General features: G+C 39.0%; 10 protein-coding genes. 4 read left to right on the top strand and 6 right to left on the bottom strand.

The window, feature by feature from the left end:
* The first annotated feature begins 31 nt into the window (after window positions 1-31).
* On the top strand, window positions 32-1,204 hold the full coding sequence (locus tag CDG56_RS10125) for an MFS transporter (RefSeq protein WP_205666495.1): 1,173 nt from the start codon (window positions 32-34) through the stop codon (window positions 1,202-1,204).
* A 1-nt stretch (window position 1,205) separates the two neighbouring features.
* Here the strand turns inward: CDG56_RS10125 and CDG56_RS10120 are convergent, their stop codons facing one another.
* The gene (locus CDG56_RS10120; protein WP_087547788.1) at window positions 1,206-2,696 is read right to left on the bottom strand and encodes an amidase; all 1,491 of its coding nucleotides are present in this window, start codon (window positions 2,694-2,696) and stop codon (window positions 1,206-1,208) included.
* Between the two features lie 204 nt (window positions 2,697-2,900).
* Here CDG56_RS10120 and CDG56_RS10115 point away from each other — a divergent pair, with 204 nt between their 5' ends.
* Entirely contained in the window at window positions 2,901-3,377 is a 477-nt protein-coding gene (locus CDG56_RS10115; protein WP_087547787.1) for a hypothetical protein, read from the top strand.
* A gap of 46 nt (window positions 3,378-3,423) precedes the next feature.
* Here CDG56_RS10115 and accC read toward each other — a convergent pair whose 3' ends face one another.
* The 5 genes from accC to CDG56_RS10090 all read right to left on the bottom strand — a co-directional run bounded on the left by accC (window position 3,424) and on the right by CDG56_RS10090 (window position 8,052).
* Window positions 3,424-4,788, bottom strand: a complete 1,365-nt coding sequence (gene accC, locus CDG56_RS10110; RefSeq protein ID WP_087547786.1) for an acetyl-CoA carboxylase biotin carboxylase subunit — start codon at window positions 4,786-4,788, stop codon at window positions 3,424-3,426.
* Window positions 4,789-4,805: 17 nt separating this feature from the next.
* Entirely contained in the window at window positions 4,806-5,228 is a 423-nt protein-coding gene (gene accB, locus CDG56_RS10105; RefSeq protein ID WP_005160413.1) for an acetyl-CoA carboxylase biotin carboxyl carrier protein, read from the bottom strand.
* Between the two features lie 26 nt (window positions 5,229-5,254).
* On the bottom strand, window positions 5,255-5,704 hold the full coding sequence (gene aroQ / locus CDG56_RS10100; RefSeq protein WP_005160410.1) for a type II 3-dehydroquinate dehydratase: 450 nt from the start codon (window positions 5,702-5,704) through the stop codon (window positions 5,255-5,257).
* 746 nt (window positions 5,705-6,450) lie between these two features.
* A complete protein-coding gene (locus tag CDG56_RS10095) occupies window positions 6,451-7,461 on the bottom strand; it encodes an ABC transporter substrate-binding protein (protein ID WP_087547785.1) in 1,011 nt (336 codons plus the stop codon).
* On the bottom strand, window positions 7,462-8,052 hold the full coding sequence (locus CDG56_RS10090; protein WP_087547784.1) for an ANTAR domain-containing response regulator: 591 nt from the start codon (window positions 8,050-8,052) through the stop codon (window positions 7,462-7,464).
* Window positions 8,053-8,580: 528 nt separating this feature from the next.
* On the opposite strand from CDG56_RS10090, the gene CDG56_RS10085 reads away from it, so the two are divergent.
* Together CDG56_RS10085 and nirB are read left to right on the top strand one after the other, a co-directional pair.
* Entirely contained in the window at window positions 8,581-9,933 is a 1,353-nt protein-coding gene (locus tag CDG56_RS10085) for an MFS transporter (protein ID WP_087547783.1), read from the top strand.
* A 28-nt stretch (window positions 9,934-9,961) separates the two neighbouring features.
* Window positions 9,962-12,508 carry a nitrite reductase large subunit NirB gene (gene nirB, locus CDG56_RS10080; RefSeq protein ID WP_087547782.1) on the top strand — a complete coding sequence of 849 codons (2,547 nt, stop codon included), beginning with the start codon at window positions 9,962-9,964 and terminating at the stop codon, window positions 12,506-12,508.
* The last annotated feature ends 7 nt before the right edge of the window (window positions 12,509-12,515 follow it).

Genomic DNA, 12,515 nt, shown 5'->3' with positions numbered 1-12,515 from the left:
TAGCTGTTGATCTATGTAAAAGGCGCGTGAATTGTTTCAATCTTTAAGTATCCAAACCCGCTTGGGTGGTTTCTACCTGTTCTACTATTCCATAGTGGGTACATTCATGCCTTATTGGAACTTGTATCTACAAGATCAAGGTTTTAATTATCAAGAAATTGGTATTTTGTCTTCAATTGCGATTATTACTCGTTTTTTTGCACCGCTGATTTGGGGCTGGATTGCTGATAAGTCAGGCAAACGAATGTTGCTAGTGCGTATTGCAACATGGATGGAAGCCTGCATCTGGTTTGCCATTTTTGTCATCCCGAATAGCTTTCAATCTGTTGCACTACTCATGCTGATCTTTAGTTTCTTTCAAAATGCAATTTTGGCGCAATTTGAAGGCGTTACTTTATTCTGGTTGGGGGATAAACGCGCAGAGCTTTATGGAAAAGTTAGAAAGTGGGGATCTGTTGGCTTCATATTAGGCGTATTCATTATCGGAGCTTTATTAGAAATTATTCAAATTTCAATGCTACCCATTTTACTTCTAGCGGTTTCTTTTTTAGCTTTTTTGTGGTCATTTAGCATTAAAGAACCTGAACATGCGCCTAGCTCGCAAAAAAAACTAGAATCTATATTACCTATTTTAAAACGACCTACTGTGGCTGCATTTTTTGCGATTGAATTTGTTTTATTATTCTCACAAGCGCCATTTTATAGTTTTTATAGTAATTTTTTAAAAGAGATTGGGTTTAGCACGACACAAATTGGAACGCTGTGGGCAACAGGCGTAATTGCAGAAATTATCATGTTTGCCATAGCGCAAAAAGTTTTCTTTACTCGTTTCTCTTGGCGGACACTAGTTGCAGTATGCTTGATTTTGACAAGTTTACGCTGGTTTTTGGTTAGTATATTAAACACACATTTTTTTGGTCAGTTATTTGCTCAATGTTTACATGCCTTTAGTTTTGGATTATTTCACTTAATTGCAATGAAAGTGATTTTTCAAAATTTTTCAGCTGAGCAACAAGGGCGGGGACAAGCACTTTACAGCACCATGTGGGGGTTAGGGGTTGCATCTGGAAGTCTATTAGCTGGGCATTATTGGCAAGTGTTTTCAGGCGCAACAATTTTCTTATATGCAAGTGGTATCGTACTCGTCGGTTTGTTTTTAGTATTTTGGCTGCCGAATCAATTGGAAACGGCAGCTAAAACTTAGGTTAGAGTTGAATATTCTGATATTGAGACATCCACGGTTGTGTTTGTTCTAATTGTGCTGCAAGTTGCAATAAACGATCTTCACGCCCAAATGGTGCAATAAACTGACTACCCAAAGGCAAGCCACTTTTATTCCAGTATAAAGGCACAGACATGGCAGGTAGACCTGTAACATTTGCTAACTGCGTAAAAGGTACCCAACTTAAATTATCCTGCACCATTTTTTCAACTAATTTACCTTGTGCCAGATAGTGCGCTTTTCCTACTTTTAACAGTCCTTTCAAGATTGGTTTTTGCCAATTAGGTGTCGCAACTTCCCCATTTTTAGGTGCGACTGATGCTGTTGTTGGGGTTAAGTAAAGATCATATTTTTCAAAGAAAATGTTCATTTGAGTGCTATAAAGCCCCCAATTATTCAGTGTATGAATATATTCTGTTGCGGTTGTCTTGGCCCCAAAAGCAGCGAGGGCAATAGAATCTAATTCGAAATCATGATCAGTTGCACCTGCCATTTGTTTAATTTGTGTCTGCATATATGAGAACTGGCTGAACCAAGTCGTTACAAAGTCTTTTCCTAATGCTAAACCATCTATTTTTGGACGATCTTCTACAACAATATGCCCTAAAGATTCCAGTAACTGAGCGGTTTGTTGAACAGCTTGAATCGCGTCTTTAGAAACTTTTGTTCCAATCGGTGATTGAGTATTAAAAGCAATTTTGAGTTTTCTTGGAGCCTGTTGAATGATATCTAAATATTTCTTTTCAGGTGCTTCTATTCTAAAAAGTGAAGTTTGTTCTGGGCCTTGAACTGCATCGAGCATGGCAGCACTATCGCGAACTGTTTTGCAGAGAACATGTTGCATGGCAGCACCATGCATTGCTTCACTGTATTGTGGCCCCCAAGGTGTACGACCACGACTCGGCTTTAATCCAAATAAACCACAATAAGAAGCGGGGATACGAATTGAACCGCCACCGTCACCTGCGCCAGCAATCGGGACGATTCCACCTGCAACTGCAGAGCCTGATCCACCAGAAGAACCACCGCTATTGTGTTTTAAATTCCACGGGTTGTGGCAAGCTCCCCAAGCATCGGGTTCTGTAATTCCTTTGATACCAAACTCAGGCGTGTTCGTACGACCAAAAGTGATAATCCCTGTTTGTTCCCAGCGGTTTACGATTTCAGCATTAAAATCAGGCGTATAGTTAATTTTTTTTAGCGCTTGACTACCATAAGAGGTTGGAATACCTTGATATTCTTGGAATAAGTCTTTGACTAGAAAAGGAACGCCTGCAAATAATCCAGAGGATTCTTGCTGTGTGCGCTGCTTCGCTTGCTCATACATTGGAATAATAATGGCATTTAGCTTTGGATTGACTTGATCTGTTCGTTCTAATGCAATTTTTAATAATTCTGAAGGATGAACTTGTTTGCTTTTGACCAGTTCTGCTAATCCTAAACCATCATATTGCACATATTCAGAAAATTTCATGGCTTTTATCCTTAAAGCTAAATCTTTATAATGTAAATAAAATAACTGTAAATCTAGAGCTAGCATACCTGAAAAAATGCCATAACAATCAAATAAAGTTCAAGCTAAAAATATTGTGTTTATATGGTTATGAATGCATGTTTTTCTCAAAAAATATGCTAATTTAAAACCTTACACCGTTTAGATTACGACTTAATTAAATCTATGAAAAATATTTATATTATTGGATTATTATGGGCTTGCTCAACATGGACTATGGCAGACACGGTCGTAAATGAAAAAGCAGTAACAGCACAACAATTGGCTAAAGCAAATGCGATTCGGGTGATAAGTCGTCCTGAAATCATGGGGCTATGGGGAATGGAAATTCCTAATAATAAGAAGTGTATCGAATACTATAATTTTCGTGGAATGAATGAGGTCGTAATTAAGAGTAACCAAGAATGGTCTTATGGTTTATATGATTATCAACCTTCAGAAGATCATAAAGAGCGTTTACCTGCATTAGTTTTACAGATTAAGTATGACAATAATCAAATGGATTGCTCAGGTCAAACACTAGACCAAACTGGTGAAGTTTCGCAGTATTTTGTGAAATGGGAAAATGATCACACCATTAATTTTTGCGCCAATGAAAAAGGCGAAAAATGTTTTGCGACATTACGCCGTGTTCTACCTTAGAAAGATTGAATAATAAAAAAGCCTCTTAACTTAGAGGCTTTTTTATTTATGCTTTTTCAGCTTTCGATTCAAGCTGTTTTAGTAGATGCTTCTCTAGATAATGAATATCCATAGCTTGTTCACAGAAGTTTTTATCCTGCAAAATAAGATCTTTGTGCAATGGAATATTGGTTTTGATTCCAGTCAAAATCATTTCATCTAAAGCTTGACGCATACGAGCTAAAGATGTTTTACGATCTTTACCATGAGCGATGAGTTTTGCAATCATCGAATCATAATACGGCGGAATACTATAGCCTTGATAAATATGAGAATCTAAACGAATACCTGCGCCGCCTGGTGCATAGAAGTTTTCTATTTTACCAGGAGAAGGTAAGAAGGTGGTCGGATCTTCAGCATTGATACGGCATTCAATCGCATGACCTTTTACTTCGACTTCATGCTGTTCAATATTTAAACCTAAACCAGCCGCAATCCGCAGTTGTTGTTCAATAATATCAATGCCAGTAACCATTTCAGTTACAGGATGCTCAACTTGAACACGAGTATTCATTTCGATAAAGAAGAATTCGCCTTCTTCAAATAAAAACTCAAAAGTTCCAGCACCACGGTATTGCATCAACTTACAAGCATTGACGCATGCTTCTAAAATATCAGCACGTGCTTGTTCTGGTAGATTTGGAGCGGGTGCTTCTTCTAACACCTTTTGATGACGACGTTGTAAAGAACAGTCTCGGTCATATAAATGGATTGCATGACCGTTACCATCACCTAACACTTGAACTTCTACATGGCGAGGTTTCTGTAAGAAGCGCTCCATGTATACAGTATCATCACCAAACCACATCTCAGCATCACGTTGTGCAGCTTGAACTGATTCAAGTAATGTGTCGACACGTTCAACGATACGCATACCACGACCGCCGCCGCCTGATGCTGCTTTGACGATCAACGGGAAGCCAATTTTTTTTGCTTCAGCAAGTGCATTGTTAATCGTTACAGCATGGTCACATCCAGGCACGGTGGGTACGCCAGCCTTTTTCATGGCAATAATCGCGGATACCTTGTTACCCATAAGACGAATGTGTTCAGGGCGAGGACCAATAAAAATAAAACCTGAGCTTTCTACAATTTCAGCAAATTCAGCATTTTCAGACAAAAAGCCGTATCCAGGATGGATGGCATCCGCACCTGTAATTTCTGCAGCAGTAATAATTGCAGGAATATTTAAATAACTTTCACTTGTGGTACCCGGCCCAATACAGACAGCTTCATCAACGAAGCGTAAATGCATTAAGTCTTTGTCAGCATCAGAATAAATACCAACTGTTTTAATGCCAAGCGTTTTACAAGCTCGCGTAATTCGTAAGGCGATTTCACCGCGATTTGCAATTAATACTTTTTGCAACATTAGAATCCCCAAATTAATTAGGCGCGGTAGCGGAAAAGTGGTTGACCAAATTGGATCACTTCACCATTTTTTACCAAGATTTCTTCAATCACGCCGCTTTTAGTCGCCTCAATTGGGTTCATGATTTTCATCGCTTCGATGATACCCAGTGTTTCACCTGCAGAAACTGTTTGACCTACATTTACGAATGGGCCTTCGCCTGGGCTTGGTGCAGAATAGAACACACCAACCATCGGTGACGTTTCTACGGCGCCACGAGGTGTTTTTGCTGCTGGAGCCGCAGGAGCAGAAGCACTAGGTGCTGCTGCCAAAGGTGCCGCTGCGTAAACTGGAGTAGGGCGAGTTAATGAGATGGATTGATCACCTTCCTTAACTTCAATCGCTTGTAAGTCAGATTCAATCATCAAATCGATGAGTTTCTTGATTTTACGGATATCCATGAGTGAGCATTCCTGAAATGTATAAATTAGTTAGAAGATTGAATTTTTTCGATTGCAAAATCGAGAGCAAAGGAGTAACCCTTCGCACCTAAGCCACAAATAACACCAATGGCTTTGTCTGATAAATATGAGTGATGACGGAATGATTCACGGGCGTGAACATTTGACAAATGAACCTCAATAAATGGAATCGCAACGCCAAGAAGGGCATCGCGTAGAGCAACTGAAGTATGAGTCAAGGCTGCAGGGTTAATAATGATAAATTTAACCCCTTCAGTTTGTGCTTGATGAATGCGATCGACAATCGCACCTTCCCAGTTGCTTTGAAATGTATCTAGTGTAAATGATGCTTGTTGGGCTTGAGTGGTGAGTTGCTGGTTAATATCATCTAAGGTGAGATAACCATAAACCTCTGGTTCGCGTTTTCCTAGCAAGTTCAAATTCGGTCCGTGAATTACCAAAATGGTTGAGCTCATTCAGCCTGCTCCAGTTCTAAATCTGCAAATGTTTTTTGCAAGATGTCTGCAAAGTTTGCTTATTATGGCACAAAATTCTGCATTTTTTTCTTATAATTTCTTTTAATGGATGAAGAAAGTTGCATACCAAGCATGCTGCATATAATGAAAACTTTGCAAGGAAATGGCAATGTTAAAATATGACAAATTTCAGGCTTATTTATTTTTCACTATTTTAAACTGAATTACCTTATTTCGTTCATGTAATTTGTGTAACTCGAAAGTCATGTAATTCATTGATTTGCTTTTTTGAAACTTATATTGAGTTCTAATTAGTTCATGTGTTTATTTCAAGCTATGAATATTTTTTTATTCTAAACTTTTGAAAAATATTTGTTTTAATTCTAATGGATTTTTTAAAATTAGTATAAATATACTTCTAAAGAGAGCAGTGGATGAAGCGTCGTGATACTGAATTATAAAAATATTCTAGTTTAGATTGATAATAAGGATTAGCTTCAATTTGACATTCGGTTCAAGCTCGTGGGTAGGGGGTTGATTAAATCGACGAAAGTGGCTTATTGGCAAAAAAGATGAATTGTGAAGTTTTGTATGGCTGCTAATGACATGAAAATGTCCGAAAAAGATAAATTGAATATAGATAGTATACCTATTACATAAGAGATCGCTCTCGATTGGCAGAATCTCTTATGGGTCTTTTCAAAGCTGTCTTTTTCACAAGACAGCTTTTTTTATCACGAGTTCTCTTATTTTGATGCTGCTAAATAAGTATCTAATAGTAGAAAACTTTGCGCTTTATTTTCGTAATCTATAGAACCTACAGGCAAATTGTTCCATTTTTGCATTTGCTGAAATAACCATTCAAAATCTGTACTTTTAGGTATAGCGCTACTTTTAACGAAGTTCCGAATTATATCTTGGATCGTATAGTATTTTTCAACATGAATGCTTGGCGAACATTCAAACTGGATGACATCAAAATCAATTAAAAGTTGCCAGACAGGTTCAAAATCTTCTAACACACGTAACTCTTGTTGAGCCTGCAAGATTGCGCGAGTTAAGGCAATTAATGTATTTGGATGCTGTTGAGCCCACTCTTGCGTTACAGCTAGAACTTTATCCGCAACATTGGGAATGATGTCTTGGCTCGAACCGACAATTTGCGCTAATCCCGCCAATTCTGCCTGAGTATTCCATGGCTCGCCAACACAAAAACCATCAATTAAATGGTTATTTAGCGCTTCTACCATATATGGAGGTGGTAAGGTTTTGAGTTGTATTGAATGTGCCAGTTCAGAATCTGCTAATGCTAACCATTCTCTTAAGCAATAATGATGGATGGAATGCTGGAAAACATGTCCTAAAGAAACCACATAATTTTTTTTCATGTGTTCTACTAATTTTTTAGCTGATAGCTCTACAGCATCATATTTCTTTATATCTAACTGATAACATAGTTTTTGACTTAAACTTATAAAAGCTCGATTTTCACTGAGAACGAGTGGTGTTTGTAATGGAATACCAATTTGATCAGCACCTATTGCGGCTGCAGGTAACATGGCAGATAAACAATGTGCAGCATCTAAAAGACCAAAAGCCAGTCGATCACGTAGGCTTGCCCAAGAAGCTTCTTTGGTTAAGGTAACATTTAGACCTACTGCTTCAAACAAACCACGCTGTTTTGCCCATAATAAGGCAATACAATCGAGCAAAGGGATGTAGCCAAGTTGCAATTCACTTTTTTCTAAACTGCTCATTTATTCATCCCTTAATTGATTGTTCAAAAGCTGTTGTGCATCGAGCAAGCGACGTGCCATTTCACCGATGGTCATACGATGACTCATCGCATTTTTTCTTAATAATTGGAATGCTGTATCTTCAGTGAGACCGTGAAGTTGCATCAGTAAAACTTTCGCTTTTTCAATATCTTTTCGATCTGCGAGTTTTGTTTTTGCATCTTTTAGATCACATTCAAGTTTTTTATGCTTTTTATATTGCTCAATCGAAATATCCAGAATGGTATGTAAACGACTTGGATCGATACCATCAACAATATAGGCAGTGATGCCTGCATCAATTGCTTGTTTGATGGTGTCTTTGTCAGTGTTTTTAGTAAAGAGTACAGTGGGTAGGTCAAAGTTACTTACACAGCTTTCAATAACGTCACGATGTGGATGATCCATATCGAGCAAAATGACATCTGCTTGAAGATGTTCCAATTTGAAAATATTCAGGTGATCAAGAGTAAAGCAAGCAACAACATCAAAATCATGTTCAATTAAACAAGTTTTGATGTATTCAGCTCGGGCTTGATCATCATCAATAAGTGCGATTCTGAGTTTCGGCATAAGTATAAAGATCAAACGATAAGTGTGTGTGCATTTAAGACGATGCACGATGAATGTTGTTTTAAAAGCAAAATTGGTGCCATTGGAGTTATTCTTATTCGGTGCAATCGCTCCTTTAGCATCTACATTATGCGCTTTATTGTATCGTTCATTGATTTTAGAACCAAAGAAAATTTAGAACTATGTTTTAAAACTATAAAATGTATTGTTTTGGTGCGTAAAAAGAGTTCTTTTGAAGCAGAAAGAATTGTGCTTTAAAACGGGTCATCCTCATAAAGCCCTATTTTGTATAGGGGTAAAATGTAGTGCTTAAGCTATTTTTATTCATAAAAATCATTAAAAAACAATTATTAATATAATATCTTGCTTTGATTTATTAAAGTTGGCATAGCATTTGCTAAATATTTATTGAGTCAATGAAGACTTTTTAAAAAATTGTAAGACGGCCAACGATGTCCGATCTGATCGGTTTGTTTACACAGCGACATGTGTCAACAAAGCAGTATACGTTCAGTATAGGAGATGGCAATGTCTTTAGATTTATCGGCGAAAAAAGCCACATCAATTAAGTTATTTAACTTCTCAGCGCCAGCGATGCGAGCATTCCACATGAGTTGGCTTGCTTTCTTTGTTTGCTTCTTTGCTTGGTTTGCCTGCGCACCATTGATGCCTGTCATTGCGGGTGAGTTTCATTTAACCAAAGATCAAATCGCAAATATTAACATTGCCGCAGTTGCCATCACGATTCTGGTTCGACTGATTGTAGGGCCATTGTGCGACAAATACGGTCCACGTAAGACGTATACCACTTTGTTGTTATTAGGAAGTATTCCTGTATTTGGTGTTGCATCAGCAAATAGTTATGAATCGTTCCTTTTCTTTCGATTGCTGATTGGTGCAATAGGTGCAAGTTTTGTAATTACTCAATATCACACTAGCATTATGTTTGCTCCTAACGTTGTAGGTACAGCAAATGCGACCTCAGCAGGTTGGGGAAATGCAGGAGGTGGAGCAACGCAAGCCCTTATGCCGCTACTTCTATCTGCATTGGTGATGTTTGGTGTAGAGCAAGCGATGGGGTGGAGAATTGCACTGATTGTACCTGGTGTAATGATGGTGATTGTTGGTCTTCTTTATTGGAAATTCACACAAGATTGTCCGCAAGGTGATTTTAAAGAATTGCGTGCACAAGGTTTTGCTGCGGGTAGTGATAAAAAAGGCGGTATTGCAATTTTAATGCATGCTGCACGTAACTACCGTGTTTGGATTCTATTCTGCTCTTACGCTGCATGTTTTGGGATCGAAATCTTCATGCATAACATCATTGCGATGTACTACGTCGAACACTTTAGTTTCGGATTAAAAGAAGCTGGTTTAGCAGCAGGTATCTTTGGTTTGCTCGCATTATTTGCCCGTGCATTGGGTGGGATTCTTTCAGACAAAGTTGCACTCAAAAAAGGCTTGGATGGTCGTACTAAAGTACTGTTTGGATTGATTCTTGGCGAAGGGCTTTTCTTAATGTTGTTCTCGCAAATGAATGGACCTGTACTCGCTATTCTCGTAATGACGGTATTTGCATTATTCACACACATGGCATGTGGTGCGACTTATGCGCTTGTTCCATTTATTGATCGTGAAGCGCTAGGTGGTGTTGCAGGCATCATCGGTGCAGGTGGAAACGTTGGTGCAGTGGCGGCAGGTTTCTTACTGAAAGGTATGTTGGATATTCAAACTTGTTTAATGGTTCTAGGTGGCTTAGTGGTCATTGCTGCGAGTTCGGTCATGCTTATCCGATTTTCGGTAGAGCATAAAGAAAAAGAACAACGTTTATTTGAACAAGCAATTTTAGAACGTGGCTCAGAACAAAACAGCGCAGCTTAATCTCAGATTAGATTTTAGGAGAAACACAATGAAATTAGTGATGATTGGTCACGGTATGGTGGGTCATAAATTCATCGAAGCCATCTTAGAGAAAGCTGATGATGAATTAGAAATTACGATTCTTGCTGAAGAACCACGCATTGCATATGATCGTGTACATTTAACTGAATATTTTTCAGGAAAATCAGCAAAAGACTTATCACTTGCACGTTTTGATTTTGCAGATGCGCATGGTATTGACTTACGCTTGAATACCAAAGCCATTGCAATCGATGCTGTCGAAAAAACAGTGACAACAAGTTTTGGTGATGTGATTAGTTACGACAAATTGGTATTGGCAACAGGCTCATATGCATTTGTTCCACCAATTTCAGGCAATGACCGTGAGAACTGTTTTGTTTATCGAACCATTGAAGATTTAGATGCGATTCGTGCTGCAAGCTTAAAGTCAAAGTCAGGTGTAGTGATTGGTGGAGGTTTATTAGGCTTAGAGGCTGCAAAAGCTTTACGTGATTTAAACCTAGAAACGCACGTTGTTGAGTTTGCACCACGCTTAATGGCGGTTCAAATTGATGATTTAGGTGGTAAAGTTTTACGCCGTAAAATCGAGAATCTGGGTGTAAAAGTTCATACTCAAAAAGCAACTTCATCTATTGAAGCGGGAGAAAGTGCAACGCATGTGATGAAGTTTGCGGATGGTAGCGAGCTTGAAACAGACATTATTCTATTCTCAGCAGGTATTCGCCCACGTGATGAACTTGCACGCAGCAGCGGGTTGGCACTAGGTGAGCGTGGGGGTATCAAGATTAATGATTATTGCCAAACCTCAAATGAAGATATTTATGCGATTGGTGAGTGTGCGCTTTGGGACAATAAAATCTATGGTCTCGTTGCGCCGGGCTATGATATGGCGCGTATTGCAGCCAAGCATATCTTAGCTGAAGAAACACATTGTTTCGCTGGTGCTGATATGAGTACCAAGCTGAAGTTGATGGGTGTGGATGTCGCATCGGTTGGTGATGCACATGGCATGAGTCCAAACTCCCTCAGCTATTTCTATGCTGATGAAGATGCATTGGTTTATAAGAAAATCGTTGTCGATGCAGATAAAACCAAATTACTGGGTGCAGTACTGGTTGGTGATGCAAAAGAATATAACGATCTTTTACAAATGATGTTGAATGGTATCGCATTGCCAGAAACACCTGAAAGCTTAATCATGCCAGGATTTGCTGATTCTGGTGCGAAAGCGGGCGGTAGCGGTGTTGATTTACTTCCAGATAGCGCAACGATTTGTTCATGTAACAACGTATCGAAAGCAGATATTTGCCAAGCTATTTGTGATGGTTCCACCTCTTTAGGTGCTTTAAAGAAATGTACTAAAGCAGCAACAGCATGTGGTGGTTGTGCGCCATTAGTTACTCAAGTTTTAAAGTCTGAGTTACAACGTCAAGGTGTAACGGTTAATAACCATGTATGCGAACACTTCCCATACTCACGTCAAGAGATCTATCACTTGGTGCGTGTCAATGAAATCAAAACATTTGATGATTTGATTCAACAACATGGTCATGGTTTAGGTTGTGATATCTGTAAACCAATGACAGCAAACATTTTGGCATCGTGCTGGAATGACTTTGTATTGGAGCCAACGCACGCAGGTCTACAAGACAGTAATGACTACTACTTAGGAAATATCCAAAAGGATGGTTCATACTCTGTTGTACCGCGTATGGCAGGTGGTGAAGTCACGCCAGATGGTTTGATTGCGGTAGGTCAAATTGCTAAAAAATATAACCTGTATACCAAAATTACAGGTGGTCAACGCGTTGATTTATTTGGTGCACAACTGCACGAGCTACCATTTATTTGGGAAGAGTTGAATGCAGCAGGCTTCGAGTCAGGTCATGCTTACGGTAAATCATTGCGTACAGTGAAATCATGCGTAGGTAGCACGTGGTGCCGTTATGGCGTAGATGATTCTGTTGGTTTAGCGATTGAATTAGAAAATCGCTACAAAGGCTTACGCTCACCGCACAAACTAAAAATGGCTGTGTCGGGTTGTACGCGTGAGTGTGCTGAAGCACAAGGTAAAGATGTTGGTGTAATTGCGACAGAAAAAGGCTGGAACCTATATGTGTGTGGTAATGGTGGAATGAAACCACGCCATGCAGAGCTTTTAGCTTCTGATCTAGATACTGAAACTTTGATTCGTTATATCGACCGCTTCTTTATGTTCTATATCCAAACTGCTGATCGTTTACAACGTACGAGTGTATGGCGTGACAACATGGAAGGTGGTTTAGATTATCTCAAAGCTGTAATTGTCGATGATTCGCTTGGTCTTGCAGAAGAACTTGAAAATCGCATGGCACATGTCATTGGAACATATCAAGACGAATGGCGTACTGCGGTAGAGAATCCTGAGATTCGTAAACGCTTCCAAACTTACATTAATGCAAGCGCTGAAGAGCAAGCTGATCCATATATTCAATTTACTGAAGTGCGTGATCAGATCCGTCCATTAAATGAAGCTGAGCGTTCAGTTGATCGTATCCCGATGGTAGAAGCATAAGGAGAAT

The organism is Acinetobacter sp. WCHA39, assembly GCF_002165385.1.
In the GTDB taxonomy this organism is placed as follows: domain Bacteria; phylum Pseudomonadota; class Gammaproteobacteria; order Pseudomonadales; family Moraxellaceae; genus Acinetobacter.
This window is presented reverse-complemented; position numbering and strand designations above follow the sequence as displayed.

What these genes read in the sequence shown, in the direction of transcription:
- CDG56_RS10120 (WP_087547788.1), bottom strand. Translation starts at nt 2,696, where the DNA reads ATGAAATTTTCTGAATATGTGCAATATGATGGTTTAGGATTAGCAGAA.
- CDG56_RS10115 (WP_087547787.1), top strand. Translation starts at nt 2,901, where the DNA reads ATGAAAAATATTTATATTATTGGATTATTATGGGCTTGCTCAACATGG.
- accC (WP_087547786.1), bottom strand. Translation starts at nt 4,788, where the DNA reads ATGTTGCAAAAAGTATTAATTGCAAATCGCGGTGAAATCGCCTTACGA.
- accB (WP_005160413.1), bottom strand. Translation starts at nt 5,228, where the DNA reads ATGGATATCCGTAAAATCAAGAAACTCATCGATTTGATGATTGAATCT.
- aroQ (WP_005160410.1), bottom strand. Translation starts at nt 5,704, where the DNA reads ATGAGCTCAACCATTTTGGTAATTCACGGACCGAATTTGAACTTGCTA.
- CDG56_RS10095 (WP_087547785.1), bottom strand. Translation starts at nt 7,461, where the DNA reads ATGAGCAGTTTAGAAAAAAGTGAATTGCAACTTGGCTACATCCCTTTG.
- CDG56_RS10090 (WP_087547784.1), bottom strand. Translation starts at nt 8,052, where the DNA reads ATGCCGAAACTCAGAATCGCACTTATTGATGATGATCAAGCCCGAGCT.
- CDG56_RS10085 (WP_087547783.1), top strand. Translation starts at nt 8,581, where the DNA reads ATGTCTTTAGATTTATCGGCGAAAAAAGCCACATCAATTAAGTTATTT.
- nirB (WP_087547782.1), top strand. Translation starts at nt 9,962, where the DNA reads ATGAAATTAGTGATGATTGGTCACGGTATGGTGGGTCATAAATTCATC.